Genomic DNA, 25,221 nt, shown 5'->3' with positions numbered 1-25,221 from the left:
CTCTTCCTCTGACTTCCAGAACACGCTAAAAACCTTTCTGTTATTATTCAGTCACCTGAATCATTTCTACATAGCCAATCGTTTGCGTTGGTAAAAACTGCGACAATTATCACTGCAAAAAATGGTTTTAAGCGCAAAAACGTCGACTACATCTCTTTTTTACAGTAAATCCCTCGTTATTACGCCGCTCCGCTTTTATCTCATATGCTGCAAATGGTAGCCTGCGCGCCACAAATCGCTGGCTGATCACCAGAAACAGGCTGTTGGACTAAAAATACGCACATTGAAAGTGGATTATTGCATTTGAGATCGCGATCACTGATGCATAAACCATATAAATGTATCTTTCCGGCCCAATTATTACGGAGAAAATTTCTAAAAAAACCGTAATTAAACGAATTTCATGTTACGCAATTGTATTTGTTCATTAGATTTTGTTGATTCCTCCAGGAGATACAGATGGAAACCACTCAAACCAGCACCATCGTTTCGGGCGAAACCCGCAGCGGATGGCGTAAAACCGACACCATGTGGATGCTGGGCCTGTACGGTACAGCGATCGGCGCGGGCGTCTTGTTCCTGCCGATCAACGCCGGCGTCGGCGGCATGATCCCCCTGATTATCATGGCGATTCTGGCCTTCCCGATGACCTTCTTCGCTCACCGCGGTATGACTCGCTTCGTCCTCTCCGGGAAAAATCCGGGCGAAGACATCACCGAAGTGGTGGAAGAACACTTTGGCGTAGGCGCAGGGAAGCTGATTACCCTGCTCTACTTCTTCGCTATCTACCCGATCCTGCTGGTGTACAGCGTGGCGATCACTAACACCGTCGAAACCTTCATGGCGCACCAACTGCACATGACGCCGCCGCCGCGCGCCATTCTGTCGCTGATCCTGATCGTCGGCATGATGACCATCGTGCGTTTCGGTGAGCAGATGATTGTGAAAGCGATGAGCATCCTGGTGTTCCCGTTCGTTATCGCCCTGATGATTCTGGCGCTGTACCTGATCCCGCAGTGGAACGGCGCGGCGCTGGAGACGCTCTCCCTGAACAGCGCCTCCGCAACCGGCAATGGCCTGCTGATGACCCTGTGGCTGGCGATCCCGGTGATGGTCTTCTCCTTCAACCACTCGCCGATCATCTCCTCCTTCGCGGTGGCCAAGCGTGAAGAGTACGGCGCAGGCGCCGAGAAGAAATGCTCCAGCATCCTGGCCCGCGCTCACATTATGATGGTGCTGACCGTGATGTTCTTCGTATTCAGCTGCGTCCTGAGCCTCTCTCCGGCGGACCTGGCGGCGGCGAAAGAGCAGAACATCTCGATTCTGTCTTACCTGGCAAACCACTTTAACGCGCCGGTTATCGCCTGGATGGCACCGATCATCGCGATGATCGCCATCACCAAATCCTTCCTCGGCCACTATCTGGGCGCCCGCGAAGGCTTTAACGGCATGGTGATTAAATCCCTGCGCAGTAAAGGCAAATCTATCGAAGTCAACAAACTGAACAAGCTGACCGCGCTGTTCATGCTGGTGACCACCTGGATTGTGGCGACGCTGAACCCGAGCATCCTCGGGATGATCGAGACCCTTGGCGGCCCGATTATCGCGATGATCCTGTTCCTGATGCCGATGTACGCGATTCAGAAAGTGCCGGCGATGCGTAAATACAGCGGCCATATCAGCAACGTCTTCGTGGTGATTATGGGTCTGATTGCCATCTCCGCGATCTTCTACTCGCTGTTCAGCTAATTCAGTCAATACCTCCCCCCGCGCCGCTTAACGGCGGCGCGCTTTCCGACAGCACGGGAATACATATGATCAGCGTATTCGATATCTTTAAAATCGGCATTGGCCCTTCCAGCTCCCATACCGTTGGACCGATGAAAGCGGGCAAACAATTCACTGACGATCTGATCGCACGCGGCCTGCTGGCCGACGTCAGCAAAGTCGTCGTCGACGTCTATGGCTCCCTCTCCCTGACCGGTAAAGGCCACCATACCGACATCGCGATTATCATGGGACTCGCCGGCAACCTGCCGGACACCGTCGACATCGACGCCATTCCGGGCTTTATTCAGGACGTTAACACCCATGGCCGCCTGATGCTGGCCAACGGTCAGCACGAAGTGGGCTTCCCGGTCGATCAGTGCATGAATTTCCATGCCGACAACCTGTCGCTGCATGAGAACGGCATGCGCATTACCGCCCTGGCCGGTGACAAGGTGATCTACAGCCAGACGTATTACTCTATCGGCGGCGGCTTTATCGTCGACGAAGCGCACTTCGGCCAGATCGCCGATGCGCCGGTTGCGGTTCCTTACCCTTATAAAAACGCCGCCGACCTGCAGCGTCACTGCCGTGAAACCGGGCTGTCGCTCTCTGGGCTGATGATGCAGAACGAACTGGCGCTGCACAGCAAAGAAGCGCTGGAGCAACACTTTGCCGCGGTATGGGAAGTGATGAGCGCCGGTATCGAACGCGGCATCACCACCGAAGGCGTTCTGCCGGGCAAACTGCGCGTGCCGCGCCGGGCCGCCGCGCTGCGCCGCATGCTGGTGAGTCAGGACACCACCAACAGCGATCCGATGGCGGTGGTCGACTGGATCAATATGTTCGCCCTGGCGGTGAACGAAGAGAACGCCGCCGGTGGCCGGGTCGTTACCGCGCCAACCAACGGCGCCTGCGGTATCGTGCCGGCGGTGCTGGCCTACTATGACAAGTTTATCCGCAAGGTGAACAGCAACTCTCTGGCCCGCTATATGCTGGTCGCCAGCGCGATTGGTTCGCTGTATAAGATGAACGCGTCAATCTCCGGCGCCGAAGTCGGCTGTCAGGGTGAAGTGGGCGTCGCCTGCTCGATGGCGGCGGCCGGTCTGGCGGAACTGCTGGGCGGTAGCCCGGGTCAGGTGTGCATCGCGGCAGAGATCGCCATGGAGCATAACCTCGGCCTGACCTGCGACCCGGTTGCCGGCCAGGTGCAGGTACCGTGCATCGAACGCAACGCTATCGCCGCCGTGAAAGCGGTCAACGCCGCGCGAATGGCGCTGCGCCGGACCAGCGAGCCGCGCGTCTGCCTCGATAAAGTGATCGAGACCATGTACGAAACCGGTAAAGACATGAACGCTAAGTACCGGGAAACCTCTCGCGGTGGCCTGGCGATGAAGATCGTCGCCTGCGATTAATCCTCAGACCCGGCACGCGTCGGCGTGTCGGGTCATCGTCCTGAATAACTCTTTTTGTTATATCAATAAAATTTTAGTTATTTAATGGTTATAAGCGCTGTTTGTTACCTTACGCAAAACCGCTAAGGAGAACAGACAATGTCCAACCGATTCCGCCCTGCCTGGCTGCTGGTCCTCGCCGCCCTCTCTACCTCCGCGCTGGCCAAAGCGCCGGAAACCGTCAACATCGGCTATCAAAAGGCGAATATCTTCGCGCTGCTGAAGTATCGCGGCACGCTGGATGAGAGCCTGAAAAAACAGGGTATTGCCGTACGCTGGGTCGAATTCCCCGCCGGACCGCAAATGCTGGAGGGGCTGAACGTCGGTAGTATCGATCTGGCCGCGACCGGCGATGCGCCTCCGGCCTTTGCCCAGGCGGCGCAAGCCGATCTGGTCTACCTTGCCCATTCCCCCGCTAACCCGAAAACGGAAGCGATTGTGGTGCCTGAACAGTCGGCAATCCACAGCGTGGCCGACCTGAAGGGCAAGCGCGTGGGGTTGAACAAGGGGTCTGACGTCAACTACCTGCTGGTTGCCGCACTGGAAAAAGCGGGCCTCAGCTATAAAGACATCACCCCGGTCTATCTGCCGCCGGCGGATGCCCGCGCCGCTTTCCAGCGCGGGGCGATTGATGCGTGGGTGATCTGGGATCCGTTCCTCGCAGAAGTGGAAACCAACGCGAAAGCCCGACAGATCCGCAATGCCGAGGGGCTGGTGCCGCACTACACCTTCTATCTCGCCAGCCGCAAGTTTGCAGATACCTACCCGGAGACAGCAAAGCAGGTAGTGGATGAGCTGGGTAAACTCAGCGCGTGGGCGAACAGCCATCAGGACGAGGCCGCCGGGCTGCTGTCGACCTCAACCGGACTGGATAAAGCCATCTGGCTGAAGACCCTGGCCCGCCTGCCCTACGGTGCCGAACGCATGACCCCGGCGGTGTATAACGAACAGCAGGCGCTGGCGGATACCTTTACGCGCATCGGCCTGCTGCCGGTGAAAGTCGACGTGCGCAGCGCCACCTGGTCGCTGGATAAACCTTGATTTTCCTGACGACGGGAAGCACTGCGCCTCCCGTCGCCGACAGGCTTACCCCGCCGTTTTCTCACCATTGCCTATCTGCCAGATAAAGGTGGGCGCTTCACCGTTCACCAGCCAGTTACCGATATTGCGTGCCTTATAAATCACCGGATTATGCGAGGCGACCGTCCGCGCATTGCGCCAGTGGCGATCCAGCGCAAGGCGAGTTCGCGTATCCGACGCCCCGAGGGCATTAAACAGCTCCGTCGCCGCCCGCGGGATCCAGTCGCTGGCGATCACCTGCGCCTGCGCCGCTTCCACTTCCGCCAGCTGGTTACGCCGGGCGATCAGCGCTTCGTCGTCGCTGACGTGCGCCACATAGGCCTGCTGCAGCGATTCCGCGGCCTGCAGGACCGCGGCCCGGGTCGCCCATGCCCAGCTGCTGATCTGCCCAACGACCTGCAGAACCTGAGCGTCATCGCGCGGCACGGCGGCGTTGCCGTGGCTGTACATCCGGGAGCGATGTTTGACGCCCTGCGCGGCATCCCGCTCAACCGCCAGGCCAATGCCCGCGAGGGTCGCCAGCAGCACATGCTGGTAGAAGGCGGTCTGATAGCGAAAGCGCTGGGCAAAATCATAGACATGTTCGGTTTCCACCCGAGCGCCGGTAAAGCGGGTGGTCCCGCTGCCGGTCAGCCGCTGGCCAAAGCCATCCCAGTCATCTTCCCGCGCCACGCCGGTCTGCTGGGTGCTGACCAGGGCTATCACATCGCCGGCGGTATCACTGCGCCGGGCAAACACATCGATCCAGTCGGCGTACAGCGCGCCGGTGCTGTAAAACTTCTCGCCGTCGAGTCGCCAGCCGCCCTCTGTCGGCGTCACTCTGGTGTTCACCTCTCCCAGCTTAACCGCGCCGATCTCGGTCCAGCCGCTGCCCACCAGCTCACCGTCGAGGAAGCGACGAAACCAGCGGTCGCGCCCGGCGGAATCCGGCTGATTCAGCTGATCTTCCACAAAGGCAAAGTGCGCGCGCAGGGCCTGCGGCAGGTTAGAGTCCGCTTGCGCCAGCTCGATCAGCAGCGCGCTGAGCTGCGGCAGCGAAGCGCCCCAGCCGCCCTTCTCGCGCGGGATACGCAGCGTGCCGAAGCCCGCTTCTTTCAGCCAGCGGATCGGCTCATCGGGCAGAATGCGCTGCTGTTCGCGCTCCGCAGCGCCCTGGGCGATACGGGTGAATATCGGGCGGAAGGCGGCCGCCAGCGCGTCATAATCGGTGCCAGTGGAGAGCAGGGTCATTGTCAGTTCCTTATTCATGGAGTGCGTCGATATCTTCTCGCGTCGGTTCATGACGGACCGCCAGCAGGAAGAAAATGGGAATAATGGCGGCAAGCGAGACCACCCAGAACATCTGCGTGCCGAGGGAGGCCTGCAGCAGCGGCAGAATAAACAACGCCAGCGCGCTGCCGATCCCGGAGAGTGCCCGGCTGAAACCGACCCCGGTGGCGCGAATGGCAGTAGGATAGGAGAGCGCCGGGTAGATCATCAGCTGCGCCCCCGGGCCAAACCCTTCGGCGAACAGCCACAGCCCCAGCATCGCGATAGCCAGCACGATACCTGCCGTCGCGTGCGGTTGCCCCACCAGCGCCAGCACAATCAGCGCCACAAACTGCAGGGCGAAGCCGGCTATCGCCACATGACGCGAAGGATATTTCCACGCCAGATGCATACCGAGCAGCCCGCCGGTAAAAGCAAACAGGGCGTTCAGCCCCAGCGATGCCGAAATAGTTTCGAAGACGCCAGCCCCGAGGAACTGGGCAAGAATTGACGGCAGGAAAAAGGCAATCGCCGTGTACTCGAAGGAGATACAGATATTCATCACCCCGGCGACGATAGTCCGCTCACGGTAGGGTTTTTCGAACAGCACGCGGAAGCTCACTTTCGGCGCGGGCGCGGGCTTCGCCGCCGGGACCTCATGGGCATGGATCCCCCAGGAGTCGCGTAAAATACGCACTGCAGAGGTCAGATCGCCCTGGTTCGCCGCCCACAGCGGGGATTCATTCATAAATCGACTGCGGACGGCAATAATCAGCAGTGCCGGCACGGCGCCGAACAGCAGGGAGGCGCGCCACAGCCAGTCAAGATGCTCCTGCGGCAGCAGGAAATAGAGGCCGAAGATAATGAGAAAGCAGACGGTTGAGGCGGCGTACCACATCGGGCACCACGCCGCGAGGCGAGCCGCTTTGTTGCCTTTGCCGGCAAAGCGGGAAAACTCGGCCAGATAGGACATCGCTACCGGCAGGTCGATGCCAACGCCGATGCCCATCAGGAAGCGGGCGCCAATCAACACCCAGACGTTCGGCGCCAGCCCGGCGGCGATAGCCGAAATCACGAAAAAGAACATATCGGCCATAAAAACCGAATAGCGACCATATTTATCGGTCAGCCAGCCGCCGATAATATTGCCGACGATAGTCCCGACCATAATGGACGAAGTCACCAGGCCAGTCAGCAGCGGTGAGAGCTGAAATTCACGTACAACGTCATCAATACCGTAGGAGAGCGTGGTTAAGTCATATGCGTCGAGAAAAACGCCCCCCAGCGCGAGGAAGACAATCATCCGCGCATATTTCGCTTGTTCCTTGCCGGAATTAATTAGCCGCGCCACATCCCCGACGCTACTGACCGGTACCGAAGCGATACCGGGATTATCCACTGGTAATGTACTCATTTTTTCACCTTATTATTTTGTGCAGGTCATCAGCGGTTATAGACCGCGCGCGACGAGAATCAAAACAACAAATCATTCTATAAAAATCAATATAATCAATAAGTTAATAAATATTACCAGCACAAAAAGGACGCGCTTTCGCGCATCCTCAAGGGAAATAAATAACAACGAAAATAGACGTCGTGCAGGACGCTTATTCCGCGGACACTGGAACTAATACGTCTTTTACCAGCGGGTCATCGGTGGTTTGTAACCACGTCTGGATCCGCGGGTCAGAAAAAGCCTGTTTTAATTTGACGATATTTTCCTGCGATAAATACGGTGTACCAATCACTAATTGCGAAGCAAAGGTGCGCGGCGCCGGCGGGAATAATATGCCTTTCTCACGCGGCACTTTCCCGGCGTCAAATTGCGAGACATAGCCGATGGCGGCATCCACCGAATTTAACGCCCGCGGCATGGTCAGCAGATCCAGCTCTTTAAAGACAAACTGATGCGGGTTACCGACAATATTTTTCAGCTTCGCCGTACGCGGCTCCACCGCCGGGTCGAGCGAGATCAACCCAATGCGCTGGAGCAGCCACAGGGCCTGCCCCTGATTGGCGCCATCGTCAGGCACGACAATGGTCGCGCCGTTGGGCAACGCCTGTACCGACGAGTAGCGGTCGGAATAGATGCCAAACGCCCACTGGAACACCGGCACCGTGGTCGACAGCGCAAAGCCGTTAGCGTCCACCACCTGTTTAAGCCACCACTGATGCTGATAGATCGTCCCGGCATACTGTCCTTCCGCTACCGCGCGGTCAGCCTGGACCGGATCCTGCACCCCCACCGCCTCCAGTTTCAGACCGTAATCGGGCGCAATATGCTGATTAATATACTCAATGATCCGCTGCTCGCCAGCCATCGCCGGCTCGTAGTGAATTTTTAACGTGCTGCCGAAGACCACCTGCTGGCTTTGGGTATGTCCCCGCCACCACCAGAAGGCGATGGCGAGCAGGATAATCACCGCCAGCGCCGCCAGCCAGGGCCAGCGCCGCGCTTTACGTAACTCAAATTGCTCTGTTGTCATACAAGGTTCCCCTGCGTGTGGCGTAAACGGTTGACCAGACGGTCACCCAAAAATTGAATCAACTGGATCGTGGCGATCAGGGCAACGATCGTCGCGATCATGATGTGGTTGTCGAAGCGCTGATAGCCGTACACCACGGCCAGGTAGCCGATGCCGCCGGCGCCGATGGTCCCGGCGATAGCCGAATACTCAATCATCGAGACCAGGTTCAGCGTCACCGCCGCCACCAGCGCGGGCAAGGCTTCACTGAGCTGCGCGCTGGCAATGATTTGCCAGCGCGACCCGCCGCAGACGACCCCCACTGCGGTGACCTCCGCCGGCAACTCGCGCAGCGCGTTCTCCACCAGACGGCCAAAGAACGGGACGCCGGCGGCGATCATCGGCACTACCGCGGCGGGGATGCCAATCGTGGTGCCGGTCAGCCAGTAAGTGAACGGGATAATAGCGGCCATCAGCACCAGAAACGGCAGCGAACGTCCCATATTGACCACCCAGTTCAGCAGCCGGTACAGCAGCGCGTGCGGAAATAAGCCCCGCGGCGAGGCGTTAAACAACACCACCCCCACCAGCCCCCCCAGCGTGACGACAAACAGCATCACAATGGCCACCATCAGCCAGGTTTCGCCATAGGCGGGGAGCAGCAGCGAAGGGATTTCGCCCCAGGGGGTATCCTGGCTGATGACTGTCGGTTTCATACCGCCTCCCTGAGCAACGGCGCGCTGTCGAGGATCTCCGCCGTTATGCCGAGCTGCGCCAGCAGGCCCTGCAGTCGCGCGGGCGACAGGCGTTCGCCCTGAAAGCGCACTCCGGCCTGCAGGCGACCGGCCAGCCGACCATTAATCACCTCGACGTGACCGCCAAGGAGATCGATCTGCAGCGCCCACTGCTGGCTCAGGCGGCTGATCCAGTCGGTGGCCACCGGCACATCCCAGCGGTAGCTCAGACGCAGCAGCAGATCGCTGTGGGCCGCTGCCGCCGGCGTCAGCGGCAACAGCTGCTGGCCGAGCAGAGAATCGGGGCGCGCCAGCAGATCTTCGATCCGCCCGTACTGGACGATCGTCCCGTCGCGGATCTCCGCCACCGCATCCGCCGCCGTGCGCACCGCGTCCATTTCATGGGTGATCAGGACGATCGCCAGCTGGTACTCGTCACGCAGCCGCTTGAGCAGAGCCAGCACCGAGGCCGTGGCCTGAGGATCGAGGCCGGAGGTGGCTTCATCCGCCAGCAGAACGGACGGGCGCAGCGCCAGCGCGCGGGCAATGCCGATCCGCTGGCGCTGGCCGCCTGAGAGCTGGGCCGGCCAGGCATCCGCTTTGTGGCTCAGGCCGACGCTCTCCAGCAGCTCGCCAACCCGCGCCTTGATATCGCGCTCCACCACACCCAGCCACGCCAGCGGTAGGGCGACATTCTCCCAGGCGGTCCTGCGGCTCAACAGCGCCGAAGACTGGAAAACGGTGCCAATCGCCCGCCGTTCCCGGCGCAGCGCCTCGCCGGACAGCGCCGACAGATCCTGGCCATTGATACGAATGCTGCCGCTGTCCGGTTGCTCCAGCAGGCTGATGCAGCGCGCCAGGGTTGATTTACCGGCGCCGCTCGGCCCCACCACCGCGGTGATGGAGCGCTCAGGCACCTGCAGCGTCAGCCCTTTCAGCACCGCGCTGAGCCGGCCATCCGCCGTGCGGTAACTTTTATGCAGGTCATCGATAGCGATCATGTCACCTTCTCCTCTACCGATGCCGCCGTGCGCGCATCGCGGCGGTAGCTGGCGCCCGGGTGAGGCGCGGCCAGACGCGGGCCGGCGCCGAACAGTTTTTCGCGCAGGGTCCCCTCGCGGTACTCCTGCTTAAAGACGCCGCGCTTTTGCAGCTCAGGCACCAGCAGCTCGACGACGTCGCGGAAGGTTTCGTGAGTGACGGCATAGGCGAGGTTAAAGCCATCGACGTCCGTCTCTTCGACCCAGGACTGCAGTTCGTCCGCCACGGTTTGCGCGCTGCCAACCACCAGCGGACCGAAGCCGCCGATCCCCGCCCAATCGGCCAGGGCCTGCACCGTCCACTGGCGGTTCGGATCAGCGGTCGAAAAGGCCTCCACCGCCGACTGAATGGCGTTGGTGTGCAGATACTTCAGCACCTGATCCGGCTGATACTGGCCGAAATCGATCCCCGTCCAGCCGGAGAGCAGCGCCAGCGCGCCTTCATAGCTGACGTACTGCTTATATTCCTGCCACTTCGCCTGCGCCTCGCGGTCGGTGTCGCCGACAATCACCGTCTGCAGGTTGAAGATCAGGATGCTGTGCGGATCTCGCCCCGCCTCAACTGCCCGGCGGCGAATATCCGCCACCGTCTTCTTCAGCAGCACCTTCGACGGCGCTGCGACGAAGACGCATTCGGCATGGCCGGCGGCGAACTGTTTGCCGCGGCTGGACGCCCCCGCCTGATACAGCACCGGCGTGCGCTGCGGGGATGGCTCGCAGAGGTGGATCCCCGGCACGGAAAAGAACTGTCCCTGATGGTTAATGGGATGGATTTTCCGCGGATCGCTGAAGATCTTCCTCTCTCTGTCGCGCAGCACCGCCCCGTCCTCCCAGCTTCCCTCCAGCAGTTTGTAGATCACCTGCAAATACTCATCGGCATAGTCATAGCGGGTGTCATGATCGGTCTGAGTCTGCTGGCCGATATTGCGCGCCCCGCTCTCCAGATAGGAGGTGACGATATTCCAGCCCACCCGCCCTTTGGTCAGATGATCGAGCGTCGACAGACGACGAGCGAAGGGGTAAGGATGCTCAAACGACAGCGAGGCGGTCAGGCCGAAGCCCAGATGCTCCGTCACCAGCGCCATCGGGGTGATCAGTGCCAGCGGATCGTTGACCGGAACCTGCGTCGCCTGGCGGATCGCCGCGTCGCCGCTGCCGTTCAGTACGTCATAGATCCCCAGCACGTCGGCGATAAACAGCCCGTCGAACTTGCCGCGCTCCAGCAGCCGCGCCAGATCCACCCAGTACTCCAGATCTTTATACTGCCAGGAGCGATCCCGGGGATGCGCCCACAGGCCCGGCGACTGATGGCCGACGCAGTTCATATCGAAAGCGTTAAGACGAATTTCACGTTGTGATGACATAGCAATCTCCATAGCGCGGCCCGTCGCCGGGGCGCACGCGGCAAAATGAATCAGGGAAAATAAAGGGAGGTATTCAGTACGCAGGACATCGGGAGTCCAGCGGGATCCCGAGCGTGAGTAACGCTTGCGCCGCCACGTCGGCGGCATGGTCGGCTACCTGCGGCAGGCCCATCAGTTCGCCAAAACGCCCGCGGGCGGCCGGACCGGCCACCAGCACCGGCGGCGCCTCAACGTGCGGCTCAGCCACTGCCCGGGAACGGCTGTCCACCTCCAGGCCCATGCCGAGGGCATCGGCGCGAATCAGGCCGCGGCGGGCGAGGTCCTGTAAAAATGGCTGGCTGTCGGTCAGGGCGCGGTGTGCGGGTCCGGTGGTCAGGATCAGGTGATCGACGCTCAGCGTTTGCACACCGCCGCCGCCGCGCCGCGCCAGCGTCAGTCGCAGCGTTTCGCCTTCACCGCTTATCGACAATAGCCTGGCCGCCTGCACCTGCAGACTGCCCGTGCGCTGGCGCGCCTCCAGCACCTCGGCGACCTGCGGCGCCACGCGGTAGCGGTGGACATCCCAGTAATGGCGCAGATGGCGCAGAAAACGCTGGCGATCGGCGACGCTGAGCGCCTGCCAGATCCGCTGCCCCTGTTGACGAACCGCATCCAGCACCACCTGCCAGCTCAGGCCCTGCTGCGCCGCATACGCGACGTCGAGGCGGATCTGGCGCAGGCGCTGACGCAGGCTGCCCTGCTGATAGTCGCCGGGCCAGGTTGTCCCTGTGCCGCTAAGGTTGCCGCGCGACAGCAGGCCATGGCGCGAAAAGGCGATGATACTGCCGCGGTGGCCCAGCCGGTCCAGCGTCGCGACCGTATCGGCCATGGTTAATCCGGTGCCCATCACCGCCACCCGGGCGTGCGGGGCGATGGCATCGAGCGCGCCTGGCTGCCACGGGTTGGCAATCAGCGCCGGATGATGACGCCAGGCTTCGGCCTGCGGCGGCAGCGAAGGCGGTGGATGACTGATCGCCAGCACCAGCAGATCGGCCTTAAGCTGCAGGCCGCCGTCGGTGGTCACCGTCCCCTGATGAAAAGCGAGCGCCCGATCGCGCAGGTGGCGAAGCCGTCCGCCGCTGGACGCCACGGCGTCGGCAAAACGCTGCGCCACATAGCGACCAAACTGGCCGCGCTGAGGGTAGACGGAACCGTCCGGGCGCAGCGCCTGCACATCGACGGCAAAGGCAGGCTGATGGCGGTACCAATGATCGAAGGCGCCCTCTTCGTCGCCGGCCAGCTGCATGCGAGCGGCCGGGACGTTAATCCGGTGCGTCGGCTCCGCAGTGGAGTAGGCCACCCCTGCCCCGGGGGACTGGCGCGGCTCCAGCAGTGTCACGCGCACCCCGTTCGGCGCCAGGCGCAGCAGCTCAATCGCCACCGCCGCGCCGCTAAAGCCGCCGCCGATAATCACGATATGCGGTTCTGCACTCATCGCAGCCCTCCTCCGGTATGCTGTCTCATGGTCGCGCTCCGGGCCATCAGCTGGCGCTGACCTGGCGCACCGGGCGCTTATCGCCGCCGATGGTTTCGCCAAACGGACCGGTGTTCACGCTACGCGCCTTCGACGAGGCCGCGTTTTCCAGCGGCAACAGAGGCATCACCAGCTCAGCAAAGCGGTGCGCTTCTTCCAGATGTGGGTAGCCGGAGAAGATAAAGTTGCTGATGCCGAGCGCCTGATATTCGCGGATGCGTTCCGCTACCTGCTGCGGATTACCTACCAGCGCGGTACCCGCGCCGCCGCGCACCAGTCCGACGCCGGCCCACAGATTGGGCGCAATGCGCAGATTATCGCGCGACCCCTGATGCAGGGCGCTCATCCGCGCCTGGCCGGCCGAGTCCATGCGGGCGAAGATCTTTTGCGCCTGGGCAATGGTATCGTCGTCAAGATGGGCGATCAGCCGGTCGGCGGCGGCCCATGCCTCTTCTTCCGTTTCGCGCACAATTACATGCAGACGAATGCCGTACTGCAGGGTGCGTCCGCGGGCCGCGGCGCGCTCGCGCACCACCGCCAGCTTCTCCGCCACCAGTTCCGGGGGTTCGCCCCACGTCAGATAGCTGTCAATCTGCTCGGCCGCCACATCAATGGCCGCCTCAGAAGAGCCGCCGAAATAGAGCGGCGGGCCATTCTCCTGTACCGGCGGGAACAGCACTTCAGCGCCTTCCACGTGAATATGCTCGCCGTGATAGTCCACTTTTTCCCCGCGCAACAGGCGGGTGTAAACATCAAGAAATTCGCGGGTCACCTGATAGCGCTCGCTGTGGCTGAGGAAGATACCGTCGCCTTTGTTTTCCACCGGGTCGCCGCCGGTAACGACGTTGATCAGCAGCCGACCTTCCGATAAACGGTCGAGGGTGGCCGCCATCCGTGCCGCCAGGGTTGGCGGCTGCAGGCCCGGCCTGACCGCCACCAGATAGCGCAGACGGCGGGTCAACGGCGCCAGCGCCGAGGCCACCAGCCACGAATCTTCACAGCTTTTACCGGTGGGGATCAGCACGCCGTAGTAGCCCAGACTGTCGGCCGCCAACGCCACCTGCTGCAGATAAGGTAAATCGACCGGGCGTCCACCCTCGGTGGTACCCAGATAACGGCCATCGCCATGGGTAGGTAAGAACCAGAAGACATTGATCTTGTCGGGAGCTTGCTGCGTCATTATCTATTTCCTATATAACCATATCCGATATTTATCGAAGAGATGTTTTAATTTGGTTATATGAGTGTTAGCGATAATCATGCCAATGGTGAATAAAAAATTAATCTTTTAAAATCAATGCACTGAAAACGGCTTCGCCGCGCCACGCTGTTGCAAATCGCGCAGCCGCCGCGCATCCGCTGGCGCATTTGCAACAGCCGCGGGCCTTCCCCCTCTGGTTTCTGCGGCCGCCGCAGGATAAGTTCAGAGCGTCAACGATCGGAGGCCCGCTATGCTGAACCCAGAATCCCCTTCCACCGCTCCCGCGCTGATCGACCCGGCGTCGAAGGCCTTCCAGAGCCTGCTGGACAAGCTCGCGCCAACGGAGGCGACCGTGCTGATCGTGGGCGAAACCGGCACCGGCAAGGAGGTGGTGGCCCGCTATCTCCATCATCACAGCGCCCGTCGCCAGCAGCCGTTTCTGGCCGTTAACTGCGGCGCGCTGACCGAGAGCCTCGCCGAAGCCGAACTGTTCGGCCATGAGAAAGGCGCCTTCACCGGCGCGCAGCAGGGACAGCCCGGCTGGTTTGAAGCCGCGGAAGGGGGGACGCTGCTGTTGGACGAGATCGGCGAATTAAGCCTGCCGCTGCAGGTCAAGCTGCTGCGAGTGCTGCAGGAGCGTGAAATTACCCGCGTCGGCTCACGCAAAGCGATTAAAGTGAATGTCCGGGTGATTGCCGCCACCCACGTCGACCTGGCCCAGGCGATCCGCGAGCGCCGCTTTCGCGAGGATCTCTACTATCGACTGAATATCGCGGTGGTGCCGCTGCCGCCGCTGCGCCAGCGTCGGCAGGATATCCCGCTGCTGGCGCACCACTTTTTATCACTCTATGCCCGGCGCCTAGGGCGGCCAACCCTGCGTCTGGCGCCGGAATCACTGGCCCGGCTGATGGACTATTCGTGGCCGGGCAATATTCGCGAGCTGGAAAACACCCTGCACAACGCGGTGCTCCTCAGTAAAGAAGAGGAGATCAGTCCTGCCCAGCTGCGCCTGGCGACGCTCAACGACGCCCCGGCGCCGGCGAGCGATCATGAACTGGACGACTTTATTCGCCACCAGCTGGCGCTTCCCGGCGAGCCGCTGTGGCAGCGAGTCACCAGCGCCCTGATTCGCCACGCCATGGCGCATTGCGACGATAACCAGAGCCAGGCGGCCGCGCTGTTGGGGATCAGCCGGCATACCTTGCGCACCCAGCTCGCTAACCTCGGGCTGATCAAAAGCCGCCGCCGCCCGCCTGCGCCGCCGCGGGCATTCGCCAACGCAGCCGGGGCCGATCGCGAACTGCGCATTGGCTACCAGCGCTTCGGCAGCCTCGGGATCCTGAAAGCCCGCCAGAGTCTGGAAACCGCCTTCGCCAGCCTCGGCGTCAACGTGCTGTGGAGTGAGTTTCCTGCCGGACCGCAGCTCCTCCACGCCCTCGCCTGCAACGAGATCGACTTCGGCACCACCGGGGAAGCGCCGCCGGTGTTTGCCCAGGCCAGCAATAGCGAACTGATGTACGTCGCATGGGAGCCGCCGGCACCGCGCAGCGTGGCGATGGTCGTCCCGCAGGAGAGCGACATTCGCCAGCTCAGCGATCTGCGCGGTAAACGCATCGCCCTCAATAAAGGGTCGAATGTCCACTGGCTGCTGCTGCAGATCCTCGAGGACGCCGGCTTGGGTCTGAACGACGTGCGGGTGGTCTATACCCCGCCGAAATATCCGCTGACCGCCAGCGACTACCTGGCGGTTGACGCCTGGATGATGTGGGACCCGCTGCTCAGCGACGCCGAACACACCGGCGAGCTGCGGGTGGTCGCCAGCGGCGAAGGTCGAGTCAACAACCATCAGTTTTATCTTTCGCGACGGGACTACCTCGCTCAGCATGGCGATATCATGCGCCGTCTGTTGACGGAGCTGACCCACACCGGGCAGTTTATCGACTCGCATCGTGGCGAAGCGGCCCGCTTACTCTCGGCAGAGCTGGGGATTGACGCCCGGTCGCTGAGCATGGCCCTCGCCCGCCGCAGCCATCGCCCGCGGCCGATGGATCTGTCGGTGATCCGCGCCCAGCAGACCATCGCCGATCGCTTTTACGCCCTCGGGCTTATCGCCAAACCGGTCCCGGTGCGCGAAGCGGTGTGGTACGGCGAACCCGCGCCGGGCGTCATCAGCCCGCTGATGGCGGTCAGTTAGCGAAATTTGCGCGTTATCTTCCTGATTGTTCAGGCGCAGATAGCCTCGATCCGATGGCGATGTTACCCTAAAGACGCTGAGAATAAGGGGGTATCTGTGGCTGTTCATCTGTTAATCGTCGACGCGTTAAATCTGATCCGCCGCATCCATGCGGTGCAGGGTTCGCCCTGCGTCGATACCTGCCTGCATGCGCTGGAGCAGCTGATCGTCCACAGTCAGCCCACCCACGCGGTGGCGGTGTTCGATGATGAGGATCGTGCCCACGGCTGGCGCCACCAGCGCCTGCCAGAGTACAAAGCCGGCCGCGCGCCGATGCCGGAGACGCTGGTGGCCGAGATGCCAGCGCTGCGGGCGGCCTTCGAACAGCGGGGGATCCGCTGCTGGGCCTCGCCGGGCAGCGAAGCGGACGACCTCGCCGCCACCCTGGCGGTAAAGGTGGCCCAGGCGGGCCATCAAGCCACCATTGTCTCCACCGACAAAGGCTACTGTCAGCTGCTGTCGCCCACCATCCGCATCCGCGACTACTTTCAGAAGCGCTGGCTGGATGCGCCCTTCATCGCCAGCGAGTTCGGCGTCACCCCAGAGCAGCTAGCGGATTACTGGGGGCTGGCGGGGATCAGCAGCTCGAAGGTGCCGGGCGTGGCGGGCATTGGACCCAAAAGCGCCGCCCAGCTGTTGAACGAGTTTCAGGACCTGGAGGGGCTGTACGCCCGTCTGGCCGAGGTCCCGGAGAAGTGGCGCAAAAAACTGGCCGCGCATCAGGAGATGGCCTTCACCTGCCGGGAAGTGGCCCGCCTGCAGACCGACCTCCAGCTGGATGGCAATCTGCAGCAGCTGCGGCTGACGCGCTAACCATCGTTAAGAGGTGCGCCGGTGCAGGGTAACTGCCTCCGGCACTGCCTGCTTTACCCGGGCCAGGCAATCACCAGGCCGCCTGATATAACCCGACGATATCGGCCAGGCTCGCCTCACGCGGGTTACCGCCGGTACACACATCCTCCAGCGCCGCCTGCGCCAGCGCCGGAATATCCTCTTTCCTGACGCCCACCTCTCGCAGATGGCCGGGAATACCGACATCGCGGTTTAGCTGGCAGACCGCCTCCACTGCCGCCTGGCGCGCGGCAGTCAGGCTTAACGCTTCCACCCTGACGCCCATCGCCCGGGCGATATCGCGATATTTTTCCCCCGTCGCCTCAGCATTAAAGCGCATCACGTGCGGCAAAAGGATGGCATTCGCCACGCCGTGCGGCGTGTTGTAAAAAGCGCCGAGCGGATGCGCCATGCCGTGCACCAGCCCGAGCCCGACGTTGGAAAATCCCATCCCCGCGACGTACTGGCCCAGCGCCATGGCTTCGCCCGCGCCGGCATCCCCGGCAACCGAGCCGCGCAGCGCCCCGGCAATGATCTCGATGGCCTTGAGGTGCAGCGCATCAGTCAAAGCCCAGGCGCCGCGGGTGAGATATCCTTCGATAGCGTGCGTCAGGGCGTCCACGCCGGTGGCCGCCTTCAGCGCCGGCGGCATGGCGTCCATCATATCGGCATCGATAAACGCCACCTGCGGGATATCATGCGGATCGACGCAGACGAACTTACGCCGCTGTTCTTCATCGGTGATGACATAGTTAATCGTCACCTCCGCCGCGGTACCCGCGGTGGTCGGCACCGCGAAGATCGGCACGCTGGGCTGACGGGTGGGCGACAGCCCCTCGAGGCTACGGACATCGGCGAATTCCGGGTTACGCTGAATAATACCGATCGCTTTACAGGTATCCTGCGGCGAACCGCCGCCGATGGCGATCAGGTAATCCGCCCCGCTGCGCTGAAAGGCCTGCAGTCCCTGCTGGACCACGGCAATGGTCGGGTTAGGGATCACGTCGCTGAACATATCCCATGCCAGCCCGGCGGCATCCAGTTTATCAGTGACTTTCGCCGCCACGCCGCAGCGGGCGAGGGTGCTGTCGGTGACGATCAATGCTTTACGATAGCCGCGCCGAGCTACTTCATCGGTTAATGCGTTTATCGCCCCCCGGCCAAACCACGCCGTTTCGTTGAGGATCATTCGGTTTGCCATCGCGTCTCTCCTGTTAGCGTTGCGGCATCACTCTTCAATACGTAATCCGTAGGTTTTGAACTTCTCCAGCACGATGGCGATCGCCTCCTCATCCAGCACCGGTACCGGGTCGATAATCGCCAGCGTGCTGAGGTAGAGCTGGGCCAGGACCTCCACTTCATGCGCCAGCCAGAGCGCTTTCTCCAGGCTGGCCTCGCAGGCGATCAGGCCATGATGCTGCAGCAGCGTGGCTTTGCGGTGCTTCAGCGCTACCGCGACATGCTCAGACAGCTCGCGGGTGCCGAAGGTGGCATAGGGCGCGCAGGGGATCGAATTCCCGCCGGCCGCGGCGATCATATAGTGGATGGCCGGGATGGGCCGGTTGAGGATCGACACCGCCGTACAATGGACAGCGTGATTGTGGACCACCGCCTGGGCATCGGGCCGCGTCTGGTAGGCCGCCTGATGAAAACGCCATTCGCTGGAGGGCAGTTTTCCCTGCTCATGCTGGCCGTCGGCATCAATAAAGACGATCTTGTCTTCCGTCAGCTTTTCATACGGGATACCGGTGGGGGTGATCAACATTCCTCCCTGATAGCGCACGCTGACATTGCCGGCGGTCCCCTGATTTAACCCCAGGCGGGTCATTTCCAGGCAGGTATCGATAATCTGCCGGGCCAGTCTGTTTCTTTCCATTGCGTTCCTCTTGTGGTGACTCATCATCCGTCAACGGCAGGGCAACAGAAATATCGTCGGCTACCGTGGGATAGGGTGAATAATGGTCTTCATCATCAACCTGAATAATCAAAGGGGAATTTTCATGACTATATTTTGTGAACCGCGTCAATAATTCCGCCATGAATAAAGCAACCATGCCCATTAAGAGAGTGTTTAAAATGCCCGTTCTTAATAATATTTCATCAAGCGGGCATTTTATTTCTTTGTAACATTTGCCCGTTTTCCACGATATACATTCATTCGGTCATTAGCGTTGTGGTTTTGTGAATTTATTTTCTCAAACGGTCAGCGTTTTTGAAAAATTAAAGTGACAATTATCACATAAAATGGCCCGCAGATCGTTAAGTGTGACCATCATCATATTAACAGGCGGTTTTTATTTGAAAATGAAGTCATGAGTTCCGCCGTGACTTTCATTTCACTCACCGGCGCGTCACCTGAGCTCACTTAATTTTGCGGTCTGCTGCAGCACCAGACTGCGCCCTGAATGCTGTTGTAAATGCTTCTGAACTGATGAGGACGCTATGGGAAACACAACGATACCAACGCAAAGTTACCGCGCCATGGAGAGCGGGCAGAGTAAAAGCTACATTATTCCTTTTGCTCTGCTGTGCTCCCTCTTTTTTCTGTGGGCGGTGGCTAATAATCTGAATGATATTTTATTACCGCAATTTCAACAGGCCTTTACCCTGACTAATTTCCAGGCCGGATTAATTCAGTCGGCCTTTTATTTTGGCTATTTTATTATTCCCATCCCCGCTGGGATGCTGATGAAAAAATTCAGCTATAAAGCAGGCATTCTTACGGGTCTGTTTTTATATGCCTGCGGCGCCGCGCTGTTCTGGCCTGCCGCCGAAGTGATGAACTACACTTTATTCCTGATTGGATTATTTATTATCGCCGCCGGGCTTGGCTGCCTGGAAACGGCGGCCAACCCGTTTGTGACCGTTCTCGGTCCGGAAAGCGGCGGTCACTTCCGCCTTAATCTGGCCCAGACCTTTAACTCATTTGGCGCCATTATTGCCGTGGTATTTGGCCAGAGTCTTATTTTGTCTAACGTCCCGCATCAGCCGCAGGAGGTGCTGGATAAAATGACGCCAGAACAGCTCAGCGCCTGGAAGCACAGCCTGGTCCTGTCGGTACAAACCCCCTATATGATTATCGTGGCCATCGTCCTGCTGGTTGCCCTGCTGATCGTCTGTACCCGCTTCCCCTCCCTGCAGAGCGATGACCACAACGACAGCGCGCAGAGCACCTTCCTCGCCTCGCTGACGCGCCTGATGCGCATCCGTCACTGGCGCTGGGCGGTGCTGGCCCAGTTCTGCTACGTCGGCGCGCAAACCGCCTGCTGGAGCTACCTGATTCGCTACGCTATCGAAGAGATCCCGGGCATGACGGCCGGTTTCGCCGCCAACTACCTGACCGCCACCATGGTCTGCTTCTTTATTGGCCGTTTCACCGGCACCTGGCTTATCCGCCGCTTTGCGCCGCATAACGTGCTCGCTATCTATGCGTTTATCGCCATGCTGCTCTGTTTGCTCTCCGCCTTCAGCGGCGGCCACGTCGGTCTGCTGGCCCTGACCCTGTGCAGCGCCTTTATGTCCATTCAGTACCCGACCATCTTCTCGCTGGGGATTAAGCATCTGGGCCAGGACACCAAATATGGCTCGTCCTTTATCGTCATGACCATTATCGGCGGCGGGATCGTCACCCCGGTGATGGGCTTTGTCAGCGACGCCGCCGGCAATATCCCGACCGCCGAACTGGTCCCGGCGCTGTGCTTCGCCATCATCTTTATTTTTGCCCGTTTCCGTTCACAAGCGGCGACGAACTAAACCTGTTATCCGCATAACCTGAGGGATCTGTAATGAAAAAAATCAGCTTACCGAAGATCGGTATCCGCCCGGTAATCGATGGTCGTCGCATGGGGGTCCGCGAGTCGCTGGAAGCGCAAACCATGAACATGGCGAAAGCCACCGCCGCGCTTATCAGCGAGAAACTGCGCCACGCCTGCGGCGCCCGGGTGGAGTGCGTGATTGCCGATACCTGCATCGCCGGCATGGCCGAGTCGGCCGCCTGTGAAGAGAAATTCAGCAGCCAGAACGTCGGCGTCACCATCACCGTCACCCCCTGCTGGTGCTACGGCAGCGAAACCATCGACATGGATCCGCTGCGCCCGAAGGCCATCTGGGGCTTTAACGGCACCGAACGTCCGGGGGCGGTCTATCTGGCCGCCGCGCTGGCGGCCCATAGCCAGAAAGGGATCCCGGCGTTCTCCATCTACGGACATGACGTGCAGGATGCCGATGACACCTCGATCCCGGCGGACGTCGAAGAAAAGCTGTTGCGCTTCGCGCGCGCCGGCCTGGCCGTCGCCAGTATGAAAGGGAAAAGCTATCTGTCGCTGGGCGGCGTCTCAATGGGCATCGCCGGCTCCATCGTCGACCACAATTTCTTTGAATCCTGGCTCGGCATGAAGGTCCAGGCTGTCGACATGACGGAGCTGCGCCGGCGAATCGATCAGAAAATCTATGATGAAACCGAGCTGGAGATGGCGCTGGCGTGGGCGGATAAACACTTCCGCTACGGCGAAGATCAGAACGCTGAGCAGTATAAGCGCAATGAAACACAGAGTCGCGCGGTGCTGAAAGAGAGCCTGCTGATGGCGATGTGCATCCGCGACATGATGCAGGGCAACCCGAAACTGGCGGAAAAAGGGCTGGTGGAGGAGTCGCTGGGCTACAACGCCATCGCCGCCGGTTTCCAGGGTCAGCGCCACTGGACCGATCAATACCCCAATGGCGATACCGCTGAAGCGCTGCTCAACAGCTCTTTTGACTGGAACGGGGTGCGCGAGCCATTTGTCGTCGCTACCGAAAACGACAGCCTCAACGGCGTGGCCATGCTGATGGGTCATCAGCTCACCGGCACCGCCCAGGTGTTTGCCGACGTGCGCACCTACTGGTCGCCGGACGCCGTTGAGCGGGTCACCGGGCAGCCGCTCACCGGGCGGGCGGAGCACGGCATCATTCACCTGATTAACTCCGGCTCTGCGGCGCTGGACGGCTCCTGCCAGCAGCGCGACGCGCAGGGCAACCCGACGATGAAACCTCACTGGGAGATTGAGCAGAACGAGGCGGATGCCTGCCTCGCGGCGACCGAATGGTGCCCGGCGATCCACGAATACTTCCGCGGCGGCGGCTTCTCTTCCCGCTTCCTGACCGAAGGCGGCGTACCGTTCACCATGACCCGGGTAAACATCATCAAAGGCCTGGGGCCGGTGCTGCAAATTGCCGAAGGCTGGAGCGTGGCGCTGCCCAAAGCGATGCACGACCAGCTCGACGCCCGTACCAACTCCACCTGGCCCACCACCTGGTTTGCCCCACGCCTGACCGGCAAGGGTCCGTTCAGCGATGTGTACTCGGTGATGGCTAACTGGGGCGCCAACCACGGCGTGCTGACCATCGGCCACGTTGGCGCGGATTTCATTACCCTCGCCGCCATGCTGCGCATTCCGGTCTGCATGCACAACGTGGAAGCGGCGAAAATCTACCGCCCCTCCGCCTGGGCTGCGCATGGCATGGATATCGAGGGCCAGGACTACCGCGCCTGCCAGAACTACGGGCCGCTGTATAAGCGTTAACAGGTTGGTTTCGCCCGGTGGCGCAGGCTTACCGGGCCTACAGATGCGCGCGGTCTGTAGGCCGGATAAGCGCCGCGCCATCCGGCGATGTTGTTTCGGGAGTTACTATGAAGCAAGACGTTATCCTGGTCCTCGACTGCGGCGCCACCAACGTGCGGGCGATGGCCGTTGACCGACAGGGAAACATTATCGCCCGCGCCGCAACGGCGAACGCCAGCGACATCGCGGCGGAGAACAGCGACTGGCACCAGTGGTCGCTGGAGGCCATTATGCAGCGCTTTGCCGACTGCTGTCGGCAGATCCATGACCAGCTGGCCTCCTGCACGGTGCGCGGCATCACCGTCACGACCTTTGGCGTCGATGGCGCGCTGGTGGATGAGCAGGGTGCCCTGCTGTATCCGATCATCAGTTGGAAATGCCCGCGCACCGCGGCGGTGATGGAGAATATCAGCCAGTATATGCCAGCACACCAGCTGCAGCAGATTGCCGGCGTCGGCGCGTTTGCGTTCAACACCCTGTATAAGCTGATCTGGCTGAAAGAGTGCCACCCGCAGCTGCTGGCGCAGGCCCATGCCTGGCTGTTTATTTCGTCGCTGATCAACCATCGGCTGACCGGGGAGTTCACCACCGACCTCACCATGGCGGGCACCAGCCAGATGCTCGATCTCCGGCAGCGCGATTTCAGCGCGCCAATCCTGCAGGCGACCGGCCTGCCGCACCGCCTGTTCCCGCGGCTGGTTGAAGCAGGCCAGCCGATCGGCGCCCTGCTGCCGGAGGCCGCTGCGCTGCTGGGCCTTCCCATCGGGATCCCGGTTATCTCGGCCGGGCACGACACTCAGTTCGCTCTGTTTGGCGCCGGCGCCGGGCAGGATGAGCCGGTGCTCTCCTCCGGGACCTGGGAGATCCTGATGGTGCGCAGCGCCCAGGTCGACACTTCGCTGCTCTGCGACTACAGCGGCTCCACCTGCGAGCTGGACAGCCAGCCGGGCCGCTATAACCCGGGAATGCAGTGGCTGGCCTCCGGCGTGCTCGAATGGGTGCGCAAGCTGTTGTGGAGCGCTGACACGCCGTGGCAGACGCTGATTGCCGAAGCGCAGGCGATCCCGCCCGGCGCCCAGGGCGTCAGGATGCAGTGCGACCTGCTCGCCAGCCAGCACGCCGGCTGGCAGGGCGTCACGCTCAACACCACCCGCGGCCATTTTTACCGCGCCGCGCTGGAGGGGTTAAGCGACCAGCTGGCGCAGCATCTGCAAACCCTGGAAAACATCGGCCGCTTCCGGGCGCAAGAGCTGCTGCTGGTGGGCGGCGGCAGCCGCAACGCGCTGTGGAACCAGATCAAGGCCGACCGGCTTGGAATACCGATCAAAGTTCTCGATGATGCCGAAACCACGGTGGCCGGCGCGGCGATGTTTGGCTGGTATGGCGTGGGCGAGTTCTCTTCGCCGGAACAGGCCAGAGCGCAGGTCGCGTACCGCTACCGCTATTTTTGGCCGCAAACTGAACCTGAATTAACAGAGGAAGCCTGAGATGCTCAAAACCATTTCCCCGCTGATATCGCCGGAGCTGCTGAAAGTGCTGGCCGAAATGGGCCATGGGGATGAAATCATTTTTTCCGATGCCCATTTCCCGGCGCACAGCATGGGGCCACAGGTGATCCGCGCTGATGGCCTGCGGGTCAGCGATCTGCTGCAGGCGATTATCCCGCTGTTCGAGTTAGACAGCTACGCGCCGCCGCTGGTGATGATGGCCGCCGTCGAAGGCGATGCGCTGGACCCGACGGTGGAACAGCGCTATCGGCAGGCGCTCTCGGCGCAGGCCCCCTGCCCGGATATCGTGCGGATTGACCGCTTTGCCTTCTACGACCGGGCGCAAAAAGCCTTTGCGATCGTTATCACAGGTGAGCGAGCTAAGTACGGAAATATCCTTTTAAAAAAAGGAGTCACGCCGTAATCTCATGCCGGAGCGTCTGCCTGATGCAGACGCTCAATCAATGATGGGATGAGAATAAATGAAAGCAGCCCGCCAGCAGGCGATCGTCGATCTCCTGATCACCCACAGCAGCCTGACCACCGAAACCTTGTCAAAACAGCTCAACGTCAGCAGGGAAACCATTCGCCGCGATCTGAGCGAGCTGCAGGCGCAGGGCAAAGTGCTGCGCAACCACGGCCGGGCCAAAGTGATCCATCAGCGCAGCCAGGACAGCGGCGACCCTTTTCACATGCGGCTGAAAAGCCATTACGCGCATAAAGCCGATATCGCCCGCGAAGCGCTGGCCTGGATTGACGAAGGGATGGTGATCGCCCTCGATGCCAGCTCCACTTGCTGGTATCTCGCCCGCCAGCTGCCGGACCGCCCGCTGCACGTCTTTACCAACAGCCAGCCCATCTGCCAGGAGCTGGCCAAACGCGACCAAATCACGCTCACCTGCTCCGGCGGCACTCTGCAGCGGAAATATGGCTGCTACGTGAACCCGGCGCTGATTTCCCAGCTGAAATCGCTGGAGATCGATCTGTTTATTTTTTCCTGCGAAGGCATCGACCCGCAGGGCGCGCTATGGGACTCCAATGCGTTCAATGCCGACTTTAAATCGATCCTGCTTAAGCGCGCGGCGCAGTCGCTACTGCTGATCGACAAAAGCAAGTTCAACCGCTCCGGCGAGGCGAGGATTGGTCATCTGGATGACGTGACGCATATTGTGTCGGATGCGCCGCAGCCTTAAGGGGAAGGCCG

General features: G+C 61.0%; 21 protein-coding genes. 10 read left to right on the top strand and 11 right to left on the bottom strand.

Annotation, left to right across the window (positions count from 1 at the left end):
- Positions 1-459: 459 nt before the first annotated feature.
- From DTA24_RS05365 to DTA24_RS05355, 3 genes are all read left to right on the top strand, one after another.
- Positions 460-1,749: an HAAAP family serine/threonine permease gene (locus DTA24_RS05365; RefSeq protein WP_084441580.1), complete on the top strand. Its 1,290-nt coding sequence runs from the start codon at positions 460-462 to the stop codon at positions 1,747-1,749.
- 65 nt (positions 1,750-1,814) lie between these two features.
- Entirely contained in the window at positions 1,815-3,182 is a 1,368-nt protein-coding gene (locus DTA24_RS05360) for an L-serine ammonia-lyase (protein ID WP_049140070.1), read from the top strand.
- 138 nt (positions 3,183-3,320) lie between these two features.
- Positions 3,321-4,262 carry an aliphatic sulfonate ABC transporter substrate-binding protein gene (locus DTA24_RS05355; RefSeq protein ID WP_002915261.1) on the top strand — a complete coding sequence of 314 codons (942 nt, stop codon included), beginning with the start codon at positions 3,321-3,323 and terminating at the stop codon, positions 4,260-4,262.
- 45 nt (positions 4,263-4,307) lie between these two features.
- On the opposite strand, the gene DTA24_RS05350 is transcribed toward DTA24_RS05355, so the two are convergent.
- The 9 genes from DTA24_RS05350 to DTA24_RS27975 form a co-directional block, all read right to left on the bottom strand.
- Positions 4,308-5,531 (bottom strand): acyl-CoA dehydrogenase family protein, encoded by a 1,224-nt coding sequence (locus tag DTA24_RS05350; protein ID WP_016161727.1) that lies wholly within the window; start codon positions 5,529-5,531, stop codon positions 4,308-4,310.
- 10 nt (positions 5,532-5,541) lie between these two features.
- Positions 5,542-6,963, bottom strand: a complete 1,422-nt coding sequence (locus tag DTA24_RS05345) for an MFS transporter (protein WP_004151071.1) — start codon at positions 6,961-6,963, stop codon at positions 5,542-5,544.
- A 193-nt stretch (positions 6,964-7,156) separates the two neighbouring features.
- Positions 7,157-8,035 carry a MetQ/NlpA family ABC transporter substrate-binding protein gene (locus tag DTA24_RS05335; RefSeq protein ID WP_008806262.1) on the bottom strand — a complete coding sequence of 293 codons (879 nt, stop codon included), beginning with the start codon at positions 8,033-8,035 and terminating at the stop codon, positions 7,157-7,159.
- Positions 8,032-8,730 carry a methionine ABC transporter permease gene (locus DTA24_RS05330; RefSeq protein WP_008806263.1) on the bottom strand — a complete coding sequence of 233 codons (699 nt, stop codon included), beginning with the start codon at positions 8,728-8,730 and terminating at the stop codon, positions 8,032-8,034. The genes DTA24_RS05335 and DTA24_RS05330 overlap by 4 nt, the downstream gene beginning before the upstream one ends.
- Entirely contained in the window at positions 8,727-9,749 is a 1,023-nt protein-coding gene (locus DTA24_RS05325; protein WP_071583153.1) for a methionine ABC transporter ATP-binding protein, read from the bottom strand. Before DTA24_RS05325 ends, DTA24_RS05330 begins: the two co-directional genes overlap by 4 nt.
- Positions 9,746-11,152, bottom strand: a complete 1,407-nt coding sequence (locus DTA24_RS05320; protein ID WP_012540717.1) for an LLM class flavin-dependent oxidoreductase — start codon at positions 11,150-11,152, stop codon at positions 9,746-9,748. Before DTA24_RS05320 ends, DTA24_RS05325 begins: the two co-directional genes overlap by 4 nt.
- Before the next feature lie 73 nt (positions 11,153-11,225).
- Positions 11,226-12,626, bottom strand: coding sequence for an FAD/NAD(P)-binding protein (locus DTA24_RS05315; RefSeq protein WP_032731173.1), 1,401 nt, complete (start codon positions 12,624-12,626; stop codon positions 11,226-11,228).
- Positions 12,627-12,672: 46 nt separating this feature from the next.
- A complete protein-coding gene (gene ssuD / locus DTA24_RS05310; RefSeq protein ID WP_008806267.1) occupies positions 12,673-13,845 on the bottom strand; it encodes an FMNH2-dependent alkanesulfonate monooxygenase in 1,173 nt (390 codons plus the stop codon).
- Between the two features lie 77 nt (positions 13,846-13,922).
- Positions 13,923-14,039, bottom strand: coding sequence for a hypothetical protein (locus DTA24_RS27975; protein WP_046882366.1), 117 nt, complete (start codon positions 14,037-14,039; stop codon positions 13,923-13,925).
- Positions 14,040-14,116: 77 nt separating this feature from the next.
- Here DTA24_RS27975 and DTA24_RS05305 point away from each other — a divergent pair, with 77 nt between their 5' ends.
- The gene (locus DTA24_RS05305) at positions 14,117-16,060 is read left to right on the top strand and encodes a sigma-54-dependent Fis family transcriptional regulator (protein ID WP_008806268.1); all 1,944 of its coding nucleotides are present in this window, start codon (positions 14,117-14,119) and stop codon (positions 16,058-16,060) included.
- Between the two features lie 96 nt (positions 16,061-16,156).
- Positions 16,157-16,912, top strand: a complete 756-nt coding sequence (gene xni / locus DTA24_RS05300; protein ID WP_004142871.1) for a flap endonuclease Xni — start codon at positions 16,157-16,159, stop codon at positions 16,910-16,912.
- Between the two features lie 70 nt (positions 16,913-16,982).
- Here xni and fucO read toward each other — a convergent pair whose 3' ends face one another.
- Positions 16,983-18,131, bottom strand: coding sequence for a lactaldehyde reductase (gene fucO, locus DTA24_RS05295; RefSeq protein ID WP_023298150.1), 1,149 nt, complete (start codon positions 18,129-18,131; stop codon positions 16,983-16,985).
- Between the two features lie 27 nt (positions 18,132-18,158).
- On the bottom strand, positions 18,159-18,806 hold the full coding sequence (gene fucA / locus DTA24_RS05290; protein ID WP_100697287.1) for an L-fuculose-phosphate aldolase: 648 nt from the start codon (positions 18,804-18,806) through the stop codon (positions 18,159-18,161).
- 566 nt (positions 18,807-19,372) lie between these two features.
- On the opposite strand from fucA, the gene fucP reads away from it, so the two are divergent.
- The 5 genes from fucP (at position 19,373) to fucR (ending at position 25,210) form a co-directional block, all read left to right on the top strand.
- Positions 19,373-20,683 (top strand): L-fucose:H+ symporter permease, encoded by a 1,311-nt coding sequence (gene fucP / locus DTA24_RS05285; protein ID WP_101837351.1) that lies wholly within the window; start codon positions 19,373-19,375, stop codon positions 20,681-20,683.
- 32 nt (positions 20,684-20,715) lie between these two features.
- Entirely contained in the window at positions 20,716-22,491 is a 1,776-nt protein-coding gene (gene fucI / locus DTA24_RS05280; RefSeq protein WP_012540713.1) for an L-fucose isomerase, read from the top strand.
- Between the two features lie 107 nt (positions 22,492-22,598).
- Complete coding sequence (gene fucK / locus DTA24_RS05275) at positions 22,599-24,017, top strand: L-fuculokinase (protein WP_094285035.1); 1,419 nt, start codon at positions 22,599-22,601, stop codon at positions 24,015-24,017.
- Position 24,018: 1 nt separating this feature from the next.
- Positions 24,019-24,441, top strand: a complete 423-nt coding sequence (gene fucU, locus DTA24_RS05270; RefSeq protein WP_008806274.1) for an L-fucose mutarotase — start codon at positions 24,019-24,021, stop codon at positions 24,439-24,441.
- A 58-nt stretch (positions 24,442-24,499) separates the two neighbouring features.
- Positions 24,500-25,210 carry an L-fucose operon activator gene (gene fucR / locus DTA24_RS05265; protein ID WP_004142883.1) on the top strand — a complete coding sequence of 237 codons (711 nt, stop codon included), beginning with the start codon at positions 24,500-24,502 and terminating at the stop codon, positions 25,208-25,210.
- The last annotated feature ends 11 nt before the right edge of the window (positions 25,211-25,221 follow it).

The organism is Klebsiella sp. P1CD1, assembly GCF_003790505.1.
Taxonomy (GTDB): domain Bacteria; phylum Pseudomonadota; class Gammaproteobacteria; order Enterobacterales; family Enterobacteriaceae; genus Klebsiella; species Klebsiella variicola.
The sequence above is the reverse complement of the archived record's forward strand: the minus strand, read 5'-3'. Positions and strand labels throughout refer to the sequence as shown.